Here is a 17,994-nt window from a genome sequence, read left to right as displayed (position 1 = left end):
GCTCAGACCCTACCGGCTGGGACCCGGTTGCGGACTACCTCGTCAAGAAGCTCGAACGGGATCTCCACCAACTGCTCACCGGCGGGCAGGTCTATGCCCGAAAGCTCAGCCGATACTGCATAGCCCTGCACCACCAGACTGCCGACGTCAGTCTGATACACCGTCGGGCACATCCCGCTCGTGCACTTGTTGGCGATGACCCGCAGAGACATGGGCTTCCGCTCGGGCGAGCCCTCGTCCTCAAGTCTTGCCGAGTAGCTATTCACGTGGCCACCTTATGCACGGAGGAAGGATAGTCAAGACTGAGCCGCCATAACGGCACACAGTGCAACTTTATGTACGCCCACATTCTACCGAGAGCATGGATCGTTGATCGGAATCAAAGATCGTTTAACTCAATCTGAATACTGATGGATATTCAGCAGTCGTGAATAGACACTGAATGCAGTTGCTTCAACGCTCTAGGTGGTAATCATGATCGACCAAGTAGTTCCGCCATCGGCTTCCGCCGCGGAGGCTGGGCAATCGCAGAGGCCAGAAGTCTCACGTCGGACGTGGATTCTGCTTATGGCGCTGATTGCCTGCATCGTCAGCGGGGCGGCCGGTCTGCTGTCCCACGCCGCAGGAAGCAACGTTCCCGCGGCAATCCTGACCGGCGGTGGCGCCTTCGCTGGTTCCCTCGGACTACTTCTGGCCATGGTGCACTACGTCAACCCTGACCGAGGCTGATCAGCACATCAGGTCGTCCAGGGACGCGGCAGTCAGGGACTTTCGGGCCGTCAGCGATCGCAGGCGGAGGCGGGAAGGCCCGAGATGGCGACCGGGGAGCGGCCCGCGGCCTTGGCCTTGCCGGCTATCACCTTTGCGGCTGCCGCCAGGGAAAGCCGGCTCGAGGAGTAGGTGGCGATGAGGGTTTTCGAGGTGGAGGAGGTCAGGAGGTGGGGAGTGTCCATCATGATCGTGATGGCGGCGGTCTGGTCGAGGTCGGTGGGCTTGTCGCCGTAGCCGACCAGGCGGATCACGGAGCCGCCGGTGGGCTGGACGGTGAGGCCGGCGGTCTGCAGCTCCTTGATGAAGGTGGTCCGGGCGGTGGCGCGTACGTCATCGGCTGAGACCGAGACCGGGCCGGTGACGAGAGGGCCGCTGCACTTCCCACGCAGGACGGTGACCGCGGCGGCGGCGAGCGGGGCGACGGCTGCGGTGTGAGCCGGGGAGCCGACGGTGGAGACGTCGGGGCGGGGGGCGGTCGGCCTGCGGAGCTTGAGGGTGAGGATGCGCGTGACCGCCTCGACCAAGCGCTCGCGCTTCAAGGAGCCGTCCTTCAGGGCCGCGACGATGCCGTCACGGGCGGCGGTGATGTTCGGGGGCATCAGGAGCATGTCGTTGCCGGCGTTGAGGGCGCGGACGGCGGCCTCGCCGGGGGGCCACTTCATGGCGGGGGGCATGTTCATGGCGTCGGTGACGGCTACGCCGGTGAACTTCAGCTTGCCGCGCAGCTCGTCGGTCATGACCTTGTGGCTGAAGGTGGCCGGGACGCCCTTGTCCAAGGCCTGTACGTCGAGGTGGCCGGACATGACGACGCCGGCGCCGGCCTCGACGCCGGAGCGGAACGGGGGCAGGTCCTGGGTGTCCCAGGCGGCGCGGCTCTGGGTGACGACCGGAAGGCCGTCGTGGCTGTCGCCGCTGGTGTGGCCGTGGCCGGGGAAGTGTTTGAGACCGGCCGTGACGCCGGCCTTCTCGAGGCCGCGGACGGCTGCGGCGACCTGACCGGCGTTGGCCGTGGCGTCGGCGCCGAACGAGCGGGAGCCGATCACCGTGTTGTCGGGTGGGCCGAGAGTGTCGGCGACCGGGGCGAAGTCGACGGTCACGCCCATCGCGGCCAGCTCCTCGCCGGCGGCGTGCCAGGCGGTCTCGGTCAGCTTCGGCTGGCCGGCAGCGCCGGCGGCCATCGCCGAGGGCAGCATGGTGACGCCGTTGGTGACGCGGGTGACGACGCCGTACTCCTGGTCGATCCCGATCATCAGCGGGGCGCCGCCGGGAGTCTGCCGGGCGGCGGCCTGGAGGCCGTCGGTGAGCTCGCGGACCTGCTTCGGGTTCTCCACGTTGGTGGTCGGGTTGGTGGCGCCGGTGGGATCCTGCGCGGTGAAGCTGACTAGGATCAGGCCGCCGAGGTGGAACTTGGCGATCATCTCGGCCGGGGTGTTCACGCCGGCCAGGCCCTGGTTGCCCGCGCTCGCGGCCTTGTCGACGCTGGTCGCCGCGCTGCCGTAGGCGTACGGCATGAGCACTTGACCGGCCAGGTCGGCGTCGGACATCCGGGTCAGGGCGGCCGCCACCGGATCGCCCGGGGTGGCGGACTGTGACGGTAGGGCCGGCACGCTCTGTTGCGGAGCGGCGGGCGCCGGCGCCGGACCGTCACTGCACGCCGCAGCGGTGAGTAGCAGGGGTACGACCAGAGCGACGCGCACAGTCCTCGACACGCCAGCCATCGAAGCAGCCCGTGTCACGCCCGCCCCGCGCGGGGCCGGGTGTCCCGGCCGAGCGGGGTGGTCAGCCGACGCGGGTCAGCAGTGTGACGGGGGCGCCGTCGCCGGCGTAGCGGTAGGGCTCGAGCTCGGCGTCCCAGGCGGTGCCCAGCGCCTTCTCCAGGGCATGCGAGAGGGCCTCCGGCGCCCGCGCGGAGGCCATGATCGCGCGCAGCCTGTCCTCGCCGATCTGGATGTCCCCGGAAGCGCCCATGACCCCGTGGAACAGGCCGCGACCCGGGACGTGCATGAAGCGCTCGCCGTCGACGCCGGGGCTTGGTTCCTCGGTTACCTCGAAACGGATCATGGGCCACTGCCTGAGGGCAGCAGCCAGCTCGGCGCCAGTACCGGCGCGCCCGGTCCAGCTGCATTCGGCCCGGCGCATGCCGGGATCAACCGGCTGCGCCGTCCAATGCAGGGTGACCGGCGCGGTCAGTACGCGCGCGATCGCCCACTCGACGTGCTGGCACACGGCGAGTGGAGTCGAGTGGACGTATACGACGCCACACGTTGGCACGGTGACCTCCCGGAGACCGAGGTGCGTCTTCCCCTACGACCTCGACCGCGGTTGATCGTGTCCCATGATGCCGGTTGGTACGGATGGTGCGCCAGAGAATCGGCAACATCGACATCGGATCGGCCGTAGTGGCACACCCTTCTCAACGCTTCAACCTGCTCGGACGGCACGGTCCGCCCGGCGTCGTGTAGAGTTGGAGCGGCCTTTTTTCTGTTTCCTCAAGGAGTCCCGCCGTGGCGAGCAACACCTCAAAGACCGCCCGCGCATCAGTCCGCGCCGGACAGGGTTCGGGCGGCGCCCTCAGCGTGCTCGGTGAGTACAAATACCTCATCCCGCTCGCCAACGGCCGCTTCGCGTACGTGCGCAACCTGACCAACGGCAAGACCGCGCACCTCAAGACCGACTCCGAGGCGTTCGTCGAGGAGATCCGTGTCCTCGCCGCCGCCGGCCACGGCGCCAAGATCCGCGCCGAGCTGGAGGCCCTCGAGTCGGCCCACCCGCAGGACGGCTGGGGCGCCACCGAGAAGCGTCTGGCCGAGGCCGGCGTCTTCGAGGGCTGATCCACCAGGCCCGCTGACGGGTCCGCGTCCTTTCCGCCTCCGGCGGTCAGGATCCGGTGCCGTACGCCCGCGGGCCGCACCGCCGCGAGTTCGTGGGCCTGACCTCACCCTCGCGTCTCCGCGCTGAAAGGCGCCTTCCGGCTTCGTGCCGAGAGGCGCCTTTTCGCGTTGGCTGAAGATCAACCCAAGACGATCATCCTCGCCCGATCATCGCAGCAGCGGACAATCCAGCCATTCCGGCCGGCAGGCAGCGCCGCGTGGCAGCGAGGAGCCGACCGGCCATCTATGGCGGGGCCGGCGGCGCCGGGTGGCGGCGCGGGGCCGGGTGGCGCCGGGCCGGGTGGCGGCGCGGAGCCGGGTGGCGGCGCGGGGCCGGGTGACGGCGCGGAGCCGGCCGGCCTAGGCGAGGCCCGCGCGAGGCCGGGCGACCGACCAAGGCGAGGCCCGCGGCGCAGGGCCGGGCGGCCGGTAAAGGGGAAGAAGCGACCGCCCGGGGTCAGGGCAGGATCTCGACCAGGCCGGTGTCGAGGTCGTAGACGGCGCCGACCACGTCGGCCCGGCCCGCGCTGACGGCGTCGGCGACCGCGTCGATGGCCTGCATGCGGCGGACGGTGCGGCCGACGTGGGCCCGCATGGCCTTTTCGGGGGCGTCCGGGTCGTCGACGCCGACGGCGCGTACCGCGGGGGTGATCTCATCGACCAGGTAGCCGATGTCACCGGCCGGGTGCGCTCCGGCGCGTACCGCCTCGACCGTGGCCGCCACCGCGCCGCAGCGCTTGTGGCCGAGGACGACCACCAGCGGCACGCCGAGGGCCGACACGGCGAAGCCGACCGAGCCGAGCACCGCCCGGTCGACCACGTGGGCGCCGGAGCGGACCACGCAGATCGAGCCGAAGGTCTGGTCGAAGATCGCCTCGAGGGGCACCCGGGAGTCGATGCAGCCGACCACGACGGCGTGCGGCTGCTGACCGCCCGACGCGGCGGCCGCCGCGGCCACCTGGTGGCCGTGCTCGGGGTGGCCGGAGACGAAGCGCTTGTTGCCGGCCAGCAGCTCCGCCAGGGCATCGGCGGGGGTGGTGATCGGGGCGCTGGGTCCTGCTGACGGGTCCGTCGTCATGCGAGTGATTCTTCCCCCATCAGGCCGCATGAACAGCGAGTGCGAGGCAACTCACGTTCCGCGCAAGGGCCGAAGGTCCCGATCTGGCATTTGCCTCGATCGTGAGTGATGATTATTACCCGTGGGTACATGGGGTGGTACGGATCCCCCGGAGGTGCCCCGAGATGGCGGAGCGGTCAGAGCTCACCGTCGCCGACGGCGTGAAACTGCACGTCGAGACCCATGGCCCGGCGAATGCCCCGATCACCGTCGTGCTCGTGCACGGCTGGTGCCTCGACCGCCGTACGTGGCGCGCGCAGGTCGCCGCCCTGCAGCATCTCGGCCGCCGGCCGCCGCGCGTGATCACCTACGACGCCCGGGGACACGGGCGCTCGGGGGCGACCGAGCTGTGCTCGGCCACGCTGGGGCGGCTCGGCGACGATCTGGCCGCGGTCATCCGGCGGTACGCCCCCAGCGGCCCCGTGGTTCTGGCCGGGCACTCGATGGGCGGCATGACGATCATGGAGTACGCGCACTCGTACCCCGAGGAGTTCGCGGACCGGGTGGCCGGGCTGCTGCTGGTCTCGACCACGGCCGAGGGGCACACCCACACCAAGTACGGCCTGCCGGAGCGTCTGGCCACCCTGATGCGCGCGGGCGAGACCATCGGCGCCGGCCTGCTGGCCCGTTCCGGCCCCTGGTCGCCGCACCGGCTGCTGCTGCCGGCCCTGCGCCCGGCCGTGCGGTGGCTGCTGTTCGGCGATCACCTCGACGACAGCGCCCTGCAGGTGACGATGCGCTGCGTGGGGCGTACGTCGCTGCGCTCGATCGGCGGTTTCCGCACTTCGATCGGCGCCCAGCGCCGCCTCGACACCCTGGCCCAGCTGCCCTCCGTCCCGTCGGCGGTGCTGGTCGGCGAACGGGACCGGCTCACCCCGCGCGCCTGCGCCGAGTCGATCGCCGCGGCCCTGCCCGGCGCTCAGCTGACCGTCCTGCCCGGCGCCGGGCACATGCTCACTCTGGAGCGCCCGGACGACGTGTCAGCCGCTCTGACCACCGTGGTCCGCCGCGCTGCCCGCGCCCGTCGCGGCCGCCGCGCCGCCCAGAGATACGACGCGGCCGCGTAAAAGGCGGGTCCGAGCAGACGGAGCGTGCGCGCGGGGAGTAAGTTCGATTGCCCCCTCGAACCGCGAGTGGGCGCGGATAGGGAGACCCACCGAGTTGAGCGACGCCACCGTCCTGCAGCAGGAGATCGCGGTCGAGCAGGAGCATGTGGACCGGGTGTACTCCCGGCTCGCCGAGCTGCGCCGGGACGCCTCACGCGCCGAGAAGGAGGGCTACCGGCTCGCCGGCGTCGGCAACTTCGGCGCCCTGGTCGAGCGGGACGCCATGGTCTTCCACGCGGCCCGCCGCCGGCACGCTCTCGACACGGAGTACGAGGGGCTGGTCTTCGGCCGTCTCGATCTCAAGACCGGCGCCACGCATTACGTCGGCCGCATGGGCATCCGGGACGACAGCTCGCAGCCGCTGGTCGTCGACTGGCGCGCCCCGGCCGCGGCCGCCTTCTACCGCGCCACCCCGGCCGATCCGCTCGGGGTGGTCCGCCGGCGGATGATCCAGTCGAGCCGCGAGCGGGTCACCGGCATCGAGGACGACCTGCTCGACCCGGACGCGGCCCCGGACGGCATGCGGGTCGTCGGCGACGGCGCCCTGCTGGCCAGCCTGTCCAAGGCCACCGGGCGCGGCATGCGCGACATCGTGGCCACCATCCAGCGCGAGCAGGACGACGCGATCCGCTCCCCCGCCTCCGGGGTGACGATCGTGACCGGCGGCCCGGGCACCGGCAAGACGGCCGTGGCCCTGCACCGCGCGGCCTACCTGCTGTACTCCGATCGCAACCGGTTCGCCGGGGGCGGCATCCTCGTCATCGGCCCGTCCGGTGTCTTCGTCGAGTACATCGCCACCGTGCTGCCCTCGCTCGGCGAGGACACGGCCACCCTGCGCTCGCTCGGCACGCTGGTGCCGGGTTACGACGCGACCCGGGTCGACCCGAGCGACATCGCCGCCGTCAAGGGCTCGCTGCGGATGCGCCGGGTGCTGGAGCGCGCCTCGCACGACTCGGTGCCGGACGGGCCCACCGAGCTGCGCCTGCTCTACCGGGGCACGCTGTTGCGCCTGGGCCGGGAGGAGCTCGACAAGATCCGCCGCTCGGCGCTGCCCCGCGGGGCCCGGCGCAACGAGGTCCGCGGGGTGGGCTTCGACCGGCTCTTCGACGCGCTCTGGGCCCAGGCCCGCCAGCACAAGGTGAGCGGCCTGCCGGAGAAGCGCGAGTTCGAGGCGGAGCTGGCCGACCGCGGCGATTTCCGGGACTTCCTGCGGGCCTGGTGGCCGCGGTTCACCCCGATGCGGGTGCTGCGCTGGCTGGCGACTCCGGCGCGCTTGAAGGCGTACGCCAATGGTGTCCTCTCCCGGGAGGAGATCGCCCGCCTGCAGGGCTCGTTCGATGCGCTGGCCGGCGAGGGGCCGACGATCGCCGACGTGGCGCTGCTGGACGAGCTCGACGAGATCCTGGGCCGGCCCCGGCAGGCGGCCAAGAAGACCAAGAATCCGTTCCACGTCCGCGACGGCATCCAGGAGGTCAGCACGTACGCCGACCGCCAGGCCGCCCAGCGGGCCCAGCAGGTGCAGCGCGAGGAGGACTACCGGGAGTACGCCCACGTGGTCGTCGACGAGTCGCAGGACGTCTCGCCGATGCAGTGGCGCATGATCGGCCGCCGGGGCTCGTACGCGTCGTGGACGATCGTCGGCGACCCCGCCCAGACGGCCTGGGCCGGCGACCCGGAGGAGCTCGACCGGGCCCGCGACCGCGCGCTGGGCTCCCGCAAGCGCAACAGCTACGCGCTGACCACCAACTACCGCAACTCGTCGGAGATCTTCGCGGTGGCCGCCGAGGTGATCCGGGCCATCATGCCGGAGCTGCCGCTGCCCCGGGCGGTCCGCAGCACCGGCGTGGACCCGGTCGACCTGGTCGCCGGCGCCGCCTCGCTGCCCGATCTGGTGCGCGAGGTCACCGAGAAGCAGCTGGCCGACGTCGACGGGACGATCGGCGTGATCACACCGGTGCCGCGCCGCGACGAGATGGCCGGCTGGGTGGCCGGCCTGCCGGAACGGGTCCAGGTGGTCACGGCGCTGGAGGCCAAGGGCATGGAGTACGACGCGGTGGTGCTGGTCGAGCCGGCGTCCCTCACCGGGGACGCGGCCGGGATCCGCACCCTGTACGTCGCCCTGTCCCGGGCCACCCAGCGCCTGACCACGGTCGGAACCGTTACGGACTGGCTTCCTTAGGGGATGGGCACACCCACGGCGGTGTAGGTCGTCGTGGGTGTGGCCGGGGTGGTGAAGCGGGCGTTGGGCAGGTAGAACCGCTTGCCGTACTCGGCGATGGTGGTCGGCACGTCGAAGTTCGGGTTGCCGGTCCGCGAGACGACCGTGCCCTTGGTGCCCTTCCGGTTCAGCTCGATCTTGGTGATCACGTTGAGCCGGTTCTGCACCACGTACAGCGTCTTGCCGCGCAGCCAGAGGCCGTCCCCGTTGAGGACGTTCTCCGAGCCCAGGTCGATGAGAGTGGCCTTGCCGTCGTACGTGACCCGGAACAGCTTGCCGGTGTTGCTCTGCACGACGATCAGGGCCTTGCCGTCCGGGGTGGCGGCGATGCCGTTGGCGTTGTTGCCGGTCGTGTAGACGATGTCGCCGGTCAGCGGGACCCGGGTGACCTGGCCCTTGCGGATCTTGAACAGGACCGGGTTGGTGGAGTCGGTGAACCACGCCGCGCCGCCGGTCAGCACGACGTCGTTGATGAACGACGGCACGGTCTGCAGGGTGTAGGACTGCAGGACCCGGCCGCTCCGGGTGTCGATCACCCGGGCGTCGCCGCCGCTGCCACCGGCCACGTAGAGCCGGCCGCGGTCGTCGATCTTCATGCCGAGCGACGGGGTGCCGGGGCCCTGGCTGATGGTTTCGCCGCGGCCGGTGCGGAGGCTGACCCGGTAGATGTCGCCGTCGGCCCGGGAACCGAAGTAGGCGTACGGCTTCTCCCCGATGGCGATGCCCTCGGGCTGGAAGCCGTCGGGCAGGGCGAGGACCGAAGGTCCTCTTGTGGGGGAATGAGCGGCGGCGGGCGACGCGCCGCCCACCACGGCGAGCGCCGTGGCGATGACAATCGCGAGGGTACGTCTGGACACGGAGATGGGTCCTTTCCAGGCGAGCTTTTTGACTTGTCCTTGACTCCATACCCCGCGGGCCCCGGCTCGGTTCATATTGCATACATAGCAATGTCCGCATACATTGGCGGAGGCGCGTGGGACCGACGGAAGGTTGATGCATGGGAGCCGGGCACGACCACGGCGGGCAGGCGCTGCGGGCGGGAGCGAAACACCGCTCACGCCTGTGGTGGGCGGCCGGCCTGCTCGCGGGGTTCATGGTCGTCGAGGCCATGGCCGCCTGGGCGACCGGCTCGCTGGCGCTGCTCTCCGACGCCGGCCACATGTTCACCGACGTCCTCGGCATCGCCATGGCGCTGGCCGCGATCACCGCGGCCGGCCGGGCCGCCACCGACTCGCAGCGCACCTTCGGCCTCTACCGGCTCGAGGTGCTGGCCGCGCTGGCCAACGCCGTGCTGCTGACCGCCGTGGCCGTCTTCGTCGTGATCCAGGCGGTCCGCCGGTTCACCGACCCGCCGGACGTGCCGGCCGGCTCGATGCTGCTGGTCGCGGTGGGCGGCCTGATCATCAACCTGATCGCGTTCTGGCTGCTGCGGGCGGGCGCCCAGGAGAGCATCAACGTCCGCGGGGCCTATCTCGAGGTGATCGGCGACCTGCTCGGCTCGGCCGGCGTCATCCTGGCCGCCGCGATCATCGGGCTGACCGGCTGGTCGTACGCCGACCCGATCGTCGCCGTGCTGGTGGCGCTGCTGATCCTGCCCCGCACGTTCGCGCTCGGCCGCTCGGCCGTCCGGATCCTCGTGCAGGCCGCCCCGCAGCACCTGGACATCACCGAGGTGCGGGCCCGGCTGGCCGCCGTGCCGGGCGTCTGCGACGTGCACGACCTGCATGTCTGGACGCTCACCTCGGGCATGGACGTGGCCTCGGCCCATCTCAGCCTGGAACCCGCGGCCGAGCTGGGCCGGGTGCTCAACACGGCCCGCGAGGCGCTGCACGACGACTTCCACATCGAGCACGCCACCCTGCAGGTCGAGCCGGTCGGGGCGAACGGGCACTGCTCTCCCGCCGGCTGGTGATCGTTCAGGTATGGCGATCATCACATTCAAGGTGCACCCTGATCACATCGGTCACCGCGTCCGCCGACCCACCGTCCGGGACCCGGCCTGATCACTACGCTTGGTGACCATGCAGACACGGGAGGACACCGACATGACCACGGTCATCCACCAGCCGCGGGTCGCCTGGGACGCCGCCAGAGCCTTCGTCCGGGCGGCCGGCAGCCAGCAGTCCGAGGCGTTCGCCGCGCGGGTGCTCCGGCGGCTCGGCAGCGAGACGTACGGGCAGTTCGCCGACACCCGCCAGCGGCTGCTGACCGCCCTGGTCGAGACCGGTGGCGACCGCTACGCGGCCGACGTCGAGGCCGGCAAGTGGCGCGTACGCCTCGAGGACCTGCTCCGCACCCGCCCCGACCTGACCGACGAGGTCCTGGGGCTGACCAACGAGGCCTTGGAGATCTAAAGAGCCCCGACCACCGCTTTGCGGGAATCGGCACCCAAAGCCCGGCTTGCGGCTTAAATGTCGTTTATGGGCGACGCTCGGGTCATGGTTTTCGCGCCGGCACCGCAACTGACGGTGACCATCGAACAGCAGCACGACGTTCCGGAACTGCACGTCCATCCGGGCGGCCAGGGCATCTGGCAGACCCGGATGATCACCTCGCTCGGTGCCGAGGTGACCCTGTGCGCGGCCGTCGGCGGCGAGGTGGGCCGGGTCCTCAAGCCCCTGCTCGACTTCAAGGGCGTGCAGCTGCGCACCATCCCCCGCGAGAGCGGCAGCGGCTGGTACGTGCACGACCGCCGCGACGGCAAGCGCAAGGAGATCGCCGAGCAGCCCGGTGCCCCGTTCACCCGGCACGAGCTCGACGAGCTCTACAACCTGGCCCTGGCCGAGGGCCTGCGCGCCGGCAACGCGATCCTCAGCGGCCCCGCGCACCCCTCGGTCATCCGGGCCGACGTCTACGGCCGGCTCGCCCGGGACCTGCGAGCCAACGGCTGCCGGGTGATCGCCGACCTGTGCGGCAACCACCTCAAGGCCGTCCTGCAGGCCGGGCTGAACGTCGTCAAGATCAGCCATGAGGAGCTGATCAAGGACGGGCTGGCCAAGGACAACTCCGAACGGCAGCTGACCGACGCCCTGCTCAAGCTGCACGACGACGGCGCCGAGTCGGTGCTGGTGTCCCGGGCCGACGCGGGGGCGCTGGCGATGTTCAACGAGGAGATCTACCGGGTCGGCATCCCGAAGCTGTCCATCGCCGATCACCGCGGCGCCGGCGACTCGATGACCGCCGGGGTGGCCGCGGTGCTGGCCAAGGGCGGGGACATGTACGACGCGGTCCGCACCGGGGCGGCCGCCGGAGCGCTCAACGTCACCCGGCACGGGCTCGGCACCGGGCACATGGACGCCGTCCAGGTGCTCACCGAGCGGGTCAAGCTCACCCCGATCAAGAAGGCGTCATGACGAGAATCCTGGTCACCAACGACGACGGCATCGACGCGCCGGGCCTGCGCCATCTGGCCCGGGCCGCGGCCCGCGAAGGCCACGAGGTCGTGGTCGCCGCGCCGGTCACCGAGGCCAGCGGCAGCAGCGCCGCGATGACCGCGGTCGAGGAGCACGGCAAGATCATCCTGCACAAGCGGGAGCTGCCGCACGCCAAACACATCCCGGCCTACGCGGTGGCGGCCTCACCGGCCTACATCGTGTTGCTCGCGCTGCGCGAGGCCTTCGGCGAGCCGCCCGAACTGGTCCTCTCGGGCATCAACCGGGGTGCCAACGCGGGCGCCGCCGTGGTGCACTCCGGCACCGTGGGGGCCACGCTGACCGGCTCCTACGCCGGGCTGCACGGCATGGCGGTCTCGCTGGACGTGCTCTCGCCCCGCGCCTCGTCGGCCCGCAGCGGGGGCGCCGCCCTGGCCGCGCTCGACCACGAGGAGGACGAGAAGCGGCACTGGGAGAGCGCGGCCGAGCTGGCCGTGCGGCTGGTGCCGACACTGCTGCACACCCCGGTCGGCACCGTCTTCAACCTCAACGTGCCCGACCTGCACCTCGACGGGATCCGCGGGCTGCGCCGGACGTCGCTGGCCTCGTTCGGCCAGGTGCAGGTGAGCATCGCCGAGGCGGGTGAGGGTTTCGTGCGCACCGCCGTGCAGGCCGCCGACGACCTGCTCGAACCGGACACCGATCTCGCCGCCCTGGCCGAGCATTTCGCCGTGGTCACGCCGATCCGGCCGCCGATGGAGGCGGTCGACGTCCGCATGAACCTGGAGACCATCCAGGTCCATGCGTCGGCGCTGGCTTAGCTGCTCGCCGTCGCGGGCTGGGCGGTGCCCTCGGCGAACGGCTCGGGGTTGCCGAACAGGCCGAGCAGGCCCGTCACCCAGAGCTGACGGTGGGCGAAGCGGCTGGGGCGGGTCACGACGAGCTTGACGCCGCTCACGCCCGCGAGCTGGAAGGCGGCCACGAGGGCGCTGATGCCCACGGAGTCGATGAAGGTCACGTTCTGAAGGTTGAGCTCGATGCGGCTGGGGGGCTCGGCGGTGAGCTGAGCGGCCACGGCCTCGCGGATCTCGTACGCGTTCTCGACGTCGATCTCGCCGCTGGGCGAGACCTCCACCACATCGCCGGCAAGCGTCGACGTCATTATCGACAGCGTCACGCCAATTCCCTCCACCCGCCCAGAGCCTCCGGGCGTCGTTCCTCCAGTACGCGGACCACGGCAGGCATGTCGACGCCGTCGCCGCCCGCGCTCTCGGATGACCTGCTCCTGGAAGAGCGGACCACCCTCGAAAGGTTCGGTGAGACTGACCAAAAGGTTAGGCCCCAAACCTGTCAGACACCTGAGTGCCTCGTGTGAACCGGGTCAAGACTACCGGCCCCGGGCAAGTCGTTTCCGAAACGTGATGGCGTCCACACGCGACACGTTTCACCAATGGCGCACATGGGCAGGTTTGACGGCGTACGGCCACCGCAGGAGGGGACAAATGCTTACAAGTAAGAACAAGGCCGAGCGCACCGCCGCCCAGGCCTGGGACTACCTGTCGTCCGCCATGGCCGCGGCCGGTGACCAGGCCAAGGACACTGCCGACCTGGCCGGCAAGGCGGGCCGTAAGGCGCGGAAGGCCAGCCGCAAGGCGAGCAAGCAGAGCTACAAGCTCGCGGGTAAGGCCAGTGACAAGGCCGACATCGCCTGGACGAGGGCCAACGCCGCCTACGCCGCCCTGGCCGGGCGCAAGCCGTCGCGGCCGTGGGGCCTGATCCTGGGCGTGGGCCTGCTGGGGGCCGCGATCGGCTGGGCCGCCGCCAGCTCGGCCCGGGCCGCGCTCGAGCGCCAGGCCGAGAACGAGGAGCTCGAGCTGGCCGAGACCGCGGTCGTGGTCACGCCCACGTACGACACGAAGTAACCCCTTGATCCCTGATCGCCGGACGGAGCCCTTTGCCGCCCGGCGATCAGGCGTGCCCGGGAAGTGGAAGATTCCCGGCATTTCGGGCATGGTGGGACCGGTGACCCTCTGACCCCCCGCAGATCATCGGGGCTCGCTAGAGTTGAGCCCCGCTCGGCTTCACGTTTCTCACCGCTGTGGCTCCGCCACCTGATTAGATAAGGTCCCTTGGTGCTCACTGCGGGACACCTCCTGGGCAACCGTTACCGGTTGGACGAGCGCATCGCCACAGGCGGCATGGGTGACGTCTGGCGCGGCACCGACGTCGTGCTGGGCCGCACCATCGCGGTCAAGGTGCTGCGCTCCGCGATGCTCTCCGACCCCGAGTTCGCCGCCCGGTTCTACGGCGAGGCCCGGATGATGGCGGCGTTCCGCCACCCGGGCGTCGTGGAGGTCTACGACTACGCCGGCGCCGACGAGACCGGCGGTGAGGAGTCGGTCGCCTATCTGGTGATGGCCTACGTCGAGGGCGAGCCGCTCTCCACCCGGGTCAAGCAGGGCCCGATGCCGGTCGCCGAGACCATGTCGATCGTGGCCCAGGCGGCCGAGGCGCTGCACGCCGCCCACCAGAACGGCACGATCCACCGCGACGTCAAGCCCGGCAACCTGATCGTCAAGCCGAACGGCACGGTCGTGCTGGTCGACTTCGGCGTGGCCCGCTCCAACGCGGTGACCAGCGTCACCGCCGTCAACGCGATCGTCGGCACCGCCCTCTACATGGCCCCCGAGCAGGTCGCGAAGGGCAACGTCTCGCCCGCCACCGACATCTACGCGCTCGGCGCCGTGGCGTACCACTGCATCTCCGGCCACCCGCCGTTCGACGGTGACAACGCCCTGCAGGTGGCGCTGCGCCACCTCGAGGACGAGCCCGAGCCGCTGCCGGCCGACGTGCCGCCCGACGTCGTCGCGCTGATCCAGAAGGCGATGGCCAAGCAGCCGGCCGACCGGTTCGAGACCGCGGCCGAGTTCGCCGAGGCGGCGTTCGCGGCCGCCGGCCCGCTCGACTGGAAAAGGCTGACCGGCACGCTCAAGGTCGCCCCGCTGAGCCCGGCCGCGCCCACCCGGGCCGTCCCGCTCCCCCGCGACCTGCCGCCGCCCCCGCCGCCGATCCCGGCCAAGGGCCCGCCCCGCAGCCAGACCGCACTGCTGATCGGCGTGGTGGCGCTGCTGGTGCTGGCGGGCGGCCTCGCCCTCGCCATCGCGCTGCGCAGCGGCGACAAGGACAACGCGACGGACAACGTCAAGAACAACGACCCGATCCCGTCGGTCTCGGTCGCGCCGACCACCGACGAGCCCACGGAGACGCCCACCGCCGAGGAGACCAGCCGCCAGACGAACAGGGGCGGCAGCGGGCAGTCCCGGTCGCACAGCCCGAGCCCGTCGGTGTCCCGGTCGGCCACGCCGAGCAGCGCGCCGCCGTCGACCACCCCGCCGACGTCGAAGCCGACGACCACGCCGCCCACGACGAGGCCGACGACGACCCCGCCGACCACGACCCCGGCCACCACGCCGCCGACGACCCCGGCCACCACCCCGCCGGTCGATCCGGAGGGTGGCGGCATCATCCCTTGACCCTGACACGGTGTCAGACCCCAGGCTGAGCGGAGCATGTTTTCCATCGGAGAGTTCGCCGGCCTGGGCCGGGTGTCCGTGCGCATGTTGCGCCACTACGACGCCATCGGCCTGCTTCGTCCCGCCCACGTCGACCCGCACAGCGGCTACCGCTTCTACACCGCCGCCCAGCTGCGCCTGCTGAACAGGGTGACCGCCCTGAAGGATCTGGGCTTCAGCCTGCAGCAGGTGCAGACGCTGATCGACGAGAAGGTCGAGACCGCCGAGCTGCGCGGCATGCTGCGCCTGCGCCGGGCCGAGCTGGCCTCGCGGATGCGGCAGGACACCGCGCGCCTGGCCCAGGTCGACGCGCGCCTCCGCATGATCGAGAGTGAGGGGCACATGGACACCGGAGACGTCGTCCTCAAGAGCATTCCGGCGCTACGAGTGGCGCAGCTGTCAGGCACGGCCGCCGGCTACGATCACCCGGCGTCGATCACCGAGAACCTCAGTCCGCTCTATCCGCGCCTGATGGAGCTGATGGAGCAGCACGGCGTGGCCATGACCGGCTCGCCGATCGCCTGGTACGAGCCCGCACCGGCCGAGCCCGGCGACGAGACGATCCGGGTGCACGCGGCCTTCCCGATCGGGGCGGCCGAGGTGAGCGCCGAGGCCGGCTTCGAGGTGGCCGAGCTGCCACCGATCGAGCAGGCGGCCACGGCCCTGCACCACGGCTCGATGTCCGAGGCGTTCCGGACCGGGCAGAAGATCGCCAACTGGATCGACGACAACGGGCACCGCACGGTCGAGCCGGGCTTCGCCCGCGAGGTCTACCTGGACTGCCCGCCGGGCGAGTTCGACAAGTGGGTGACCGAGATGCAGGTGCCCGTGAGAATCGCTCCCGAAAACTAACCTAAAGATCCGCAGGTGCGGGCCGATGGGTCGCGCATGACCTATCCCACGGCACCGCCCTGGGCCCTCCCGCCCGACCCGCCCGAGGGCGCGCCGGCGGCGCCGTGGACGCCACCGGGCCGGCTGCTGGTTGCGTACCCCGAGGAGATGGACCCGACCGCCCGGCCGGAACCACCCTCCTGGCTGCCGGTGATCTTCTGGACCCTGATCGGCATCGTGCCGGGGGTCCTCTCGGCGGTGCGCCGGGCCCGGGAGGCCCGGCGCGGCCGCAACGAGGGTCTGCCCTACTGGGTGGCGTTCGGCGCGACCGTCCTGACGACGGCCGCGCTGACCGTGGCGCTGCTCTAGAAGACCGGCACACCCTCGCGGACGAGCTGCCAGTTCTTGACGAAGAAGTCGGCCGGGTCGATGGCGCCCTTGGCCTGGGCCCAATCGATCAGGAGCTGGCGGATCTCCTGCTGCGCGTTGTAGACCTGCGTCTTCACGATGCCCGGGAAATTGCCGCCGCCGGAGCGCCGGTAGTTGTTGACCGCCACCACGAAGCGCGCGGCCGGGTCGACGTCGGCCCCGGCGATCTGCAGCCGGGTGATCCGCGAACCCACCGGCTTGCTGATGTCGATGTCGTAGTCCACGCCGGAGAACACGTCGTAGTTGTAGTCCGGGACCGACGGGTCGGAGATCGCCGCCGGGTCGACCGGCGCGCCCGGGGCCAGCGTGACGAAGAACTTCGCCGAGTACTCCAGGTACGCCTTCACCTCGGCCCCGGTCAGCACGACGGCCTCGAGCGTGTTGTCGTAGATGTACAGCCCGGCGACGTCCTTGATCTTGACTTCGCCCTTCGGGAAGACGGCCGTGCGGCTGAACGGCGCCGCGATCGACAACACGGGCAGGCTCGCGTACTCGGTGCCGGCCAGGGCGGCGGTCACCGTGTCGGTCTGCACCTTGTTGATGTAGTCGAGGATCGGGGTGTCCTCGTACCGCGAGGTGGCGGCCGACAACTCCTCGGTCGAGTTGGCCACGACCTGGTTGACGTACGCCACGGTCTTGGCGTGCTGGCCCCTGACCGCGGCCAGGACCTTGGGGTCGGCCTCCACCGTGTTGGTGTTCAGCGTGGTCGCGGTCTTGGTGGTGATCGTCCAGCGGCCTCGCTCACGGACCAGCTCGAAGTCCATCTTGGTGAGGCGCTGGCCCCACTTCGACGGCTCCGACATCAGCACCTGCTTGCCGGTCTTCGTGTTGGTCACGAAGCGCTGCGGGATCTCCTGGTGGGCGTGGCCGAACAGGATCGCGTCGATGCCGGGCACGTTCTGCGCGATCAGCGCGGCCGGGTTCTCGTTCGGCAGCTCCGGGCCGTAACTCGACGTACCGCTGTCGCCGCCGTGGGCCGAGACGATCACGATGTCGGCCCCCTGGGCCCGCATGACCGGCACCCACTTGGCCGCCGTGCTCACCATGTCCAGGAAGGTCAGTTTGCCTTCGACGTTGCCCTTGTCCCAGATCGCCACGCCCGGGTTGGTCAGCCCGAGAATGCCCACCCGCAGGGTCGGCGCATGACGACCCAGGGTCAACTTCTTGATGACGTACGGAGTGAAGGCCGGCCGTCCCGTCCTGGCGCTCACCGCGTTGGCGGCCAGGGCCGGGAACCCGAGCTGACGGATCCACAGGTTCAGCAGCGGCAGGCCGTAGTTGAACTCGTGGTTGCCCAGCGTGACCGCGTCGTAGTGCAGCACGTTCATGGCGCGGGCCATCGGGTGCTTCTCACCGGTCGTGGTGATCGGCTCCTGCTTGGCGTAGTACGTGGCCAGCGGCGTGCCCTGGATCGTGTCACCGGCGTCGAGCACCAGCGTGGCGCCCTTCGCTTCCCGGCGCAGCTTGTTCACCAGGGCCGCGAGCTTGGCGACACCGACGTCGTTGTGCGCGCTGTCGTCGTACTCGGCGTCCTTGTAGTAGTCCCAGTTGTACACGTTGCCGTGGGTGTCCGACGTGCCCAGGACGGTGAGGTGGTACGTCTCCGGGCTCTTCGGGTGCGCCTCCGCCGTCTTCGTGAGAACGAGCGGGGCCGCCGCCGCCCCGGCCGAGGCCGCGAGCACGGTACGCCGTGAAATGGTCATGTCGGC

Annotated in this window: 18 protein-coding genes; 11 read left to right on the top strand and 7 right to left on the bottom strand. The window is 70.8% G+C overall.

The features are described from left to right. Positions 1–2: 2 nt before the first annotated feature. From AB0J66_RS27300 to AB0J66_RS27290, 3 genes are all read right to left on the bottom strand, one after another. Entirely contained in the window at positions 3–266 is a 264-nt protein-coding gene (locus tag AB0J66_RS27300; RefSeq protein ID WP_364666153.1) for a hypothetical protein, read from the bottom strand. Positions 267–779: 513 nt separating this feature from the next. Continuing rightward, on the bottom strand, positions 780–2,489 hold the full coding sequence (locus AB0J66_RS27295) for a glycoside hydrolase family 3 N-terminal domain-containing protein (protein ID WP_364666150.1): 1,710 nt from the start codon (positions 2,487–2,489) through the stop codon (positions 780–782). 61 nt (positions 2,490–2,550) lie between these two features. Then, positions 2,551–3,042, bottom strand: a complete 492-nt coding sequence (locus AB0J66_RS27290) for a DUF3145 domain-containing protein (RefSeq protein ID WP_360252233.1) — start codon at positions 3,040–3,042, stop codon at positions 2,551–2,553. 233 nt (positions 3,043–3,275) lie between these two features. On the opposite strand from AB0J66_RS27290, the gene AB0J66_RS27285 reads away from it, so the two are divergent. Further along, positions 3,276–3,602, top strand: a complete 327-nt coding sequence (locus AB0J66_RS27285) for a hypothetical protein (RefSeq protein ID WP_364666147.1) — start codon at positions 3,276–3,278, stop codon at positions 3,600–3,602. A 496-nt stretch (positions 3,603–4,098) separates the two neighbouring features. On the opposite strand, the gene AB0J66_RS27280 is transcribed toward AB0J66_RS27285, so the two are convergent. Beyond that, complete coding sequence (locus AB0J66_RS27280) at positions 4,099–4,719, bottom strand: carbonic anhydrase (protein WP_364666144.1); 621 nt, start codon at positions 4,717–4,719, stop codon at positions 4,099–4,101. Between the two features lie 164 nt (positions 4,720–4,883). On the opposite strand from AB0J66_RS27280, the gene AB0J66_RS27275 reads away from it, so the two are divergent. Both AB0J66_RS27275 and AB0J66_RS27270 read left to right on the top strand, forming a co-directional pair. Continuing rightward, positions 4,884–5,825: an alpha/beta hydrolase gene (locus tag AB0J66_RS27275; protein ID WP_364666142.1), complete on the top strand. Its 942-nt coding sequence runs from the start codon at positions 4,884–4,886 to the stop codon at positions 5,823–5,825. 94 nt (positions 5,826–5,919) lie between these two features. After that, positions 5,920–8,043: an AAA family ATPase gene (locus AB0J66_RS27270; protein ID WP_364666139.1), complete on the top strand. Its 2,124-nt coding sequence runs from the start codon at positions 5,920–5,922 to the stop codon at positions 8,041–8,043. Here the strand turns inward: AB0J66_RS27270 and AB0J66_RS27265 are convergent. Beyond that, positions 8,040–8,939, bottom strand: coding sequence for an SMP-30/gluconolactonase/LRE family protein (locus tag AB0J66_RS27265; RefSeq protein ID WP_364666136.1), 900 nt, complete (start codon positions 8,937–8,939; stop codon positions 8,040–8,042). The genes AB0J66_RS27270 and AB0J66_RS27265 overlap by 4 nt on opposite strands. A gap of 140 nt (positions 8,940–9,079) precedes the next feature. Here AB0J66_RS27265 and AB0J66_RS27260 point away from each other — a divergent pair, with 140 nt between their 5' ends. The 4 genes from AB0J66_RS27260 to AB0J66_RS27245 all read left to right on the top strand — a co-directional run bounded on the left by AB0J66_RS27260 (position 9,080) and on the right by AB0J66_RS27245 (position 12,274). Next, entirely contained in the window at positions 9,080–9,994 is a 915-nt protein-coding gene (locus tag AB0J66_RS27260; protein ID WP_364666133.1) for a cation diffusion facilitator family transporter, read from the top strand. Between the two features lie 109 nt (positions 9,995–10,103). Next, positions 10,104–10,436, top strand: a complete 333-nt coding sequence (locus AB0J66_RS27255; protein ID WP_364666130.1) for a hypothetical protein — start codon at positions 10,104–10,106, stop codon at positions 10,434–10,436. An 84-nt stretch (positions 10,437–10,520) separates the two neighbouring features. After that, the gene (locus AB0J66_RS27250; protein WP_364666127.1) at positions 10,521–11,435 is read left to right on the top strand and encodes a PfkB family carbohydrate kinase; all 915 of its coding nucleotides are present in this window, start codon (positions 10,521–10,523) and stop codon (positions 11,433–11,435) included. Further along, the gene (locus AB0J66_RS27245; RefSeq protein ID WP_364666124.1) at positions 11,432–12,274 is read left to right on the top strand and encodes a 5'/3'-nucleotidase SurE; all 843 of its coding nucleotides are present in this window, start codon (positions 11,432–11,434) and stop codon (positions 12,272–12,274) included. The genes AB0J66_RS27250 and AB0J66_RS27245 overlap by 4 nt, the downstream gene beginning before the upstream one ends. Here the strand turns inward: AB0J66_RS27245 and AB0J66_RS27240 are convergent. After that, complete coding sequence (locus AB0J66_RS27240; protein WP_364666121.1) at positions 12,271–12,630, bottom strand: STAS domain-containing protein; 360 nt, start codon at positions 12,628–12,630, stop codon at positions 12,271–12,273. The genes AB0J66_RS27245 and AB0J66_RS27240 overlap by 4 nt on opposite strands. A gap of 325 nt (positions 12,631–12,955) precedes the next feature. On the opposite strand from AB0J66_RS27240, the gene AB0J66_RS27235 reads away from it, so the two are divergent. The 4 genes from AB0J66_RS27235 to AB0J66_RS27220 all read left to right on the top strand — a co-directional run bounded on the left by AB0J66_RS27235 (position 12,956) and on the right by AB0J66_RS27220 (position 16,225). Further along, positions 12,956–13,375: a hypothetical protein gene (locus AB0J66_RS27235; protein WP_364666118.1), complete on the top strand. Its 420-nt coding sequence runs from the start codon at positions 12,956–12,958 to the stop codon at positions 13,373–13,375. Between the two features lie 210 nt (positions 13,376–13,585). Continuing rightward, a complete protein-coding gene (locus AB0J66_RS27230; RefSeq protein ID WP_364666115.1) occupies positions 13,586–14,986 on the top strand; it encodes a serine/threonine-protein kinase in 1,401 nt (466 codons plus the stop codon). 36 nt (positions 14,987–15,022) lie between these two features. Beyond that, a complete protein-coding gene (locus tag AB0J66_RS27225; protein ID WP_364666112.1) occupies positions 15,023–15,877 on the top strand; it encodes a MerR family transcriptional regulator in 855 nt (284 codons plus the stop codon). Between the two features lie 36 nt (positions 15,878–15,913). Continuing rightward, complete coding sequence (locus AB0J66_RS27220) at positions 15,914–16,225, top strand: hypothetical protein (RefSeq protein ID WP_364666110.1); 312 nt, start codon at positions 15,914–15,916, stop codon at positions 16,223–16,225. Here the strand turns inward: AB0J66_RS27220 and AB0J66_RS27215 are convergent. Beyond that, entirely contained in the window at positions 16,222–17,988 is a 1,767-nt protein-coding gene (locus tag AB0J66_RS27215; protein ID WP_364666108.1) for a 5'-nucleotidase C-terminal domain-containing protein, read from the bottom strand. The two genes, AB0J66_RS27220 and AB0J66_RS27215, sit on opposite strands and share 4 nt — an antisense overlap. Between the last annotated feature and the right edge of the window lie 6 nt (positions 17,989–17,994).

Source organism: Actinoplanes sp. NPDC049598, assembly GCF_040675435.1.
Lineage (GTDB): Bacteria > Actinomycetota > Actinomycetes > Mycobacteriales > Micromonosporaceae > Actinoplanes.
Note: the sequence above shows the minus strand (reverse complement) of the source record. Positions and strands in the feature narration are given on the sequence as shown.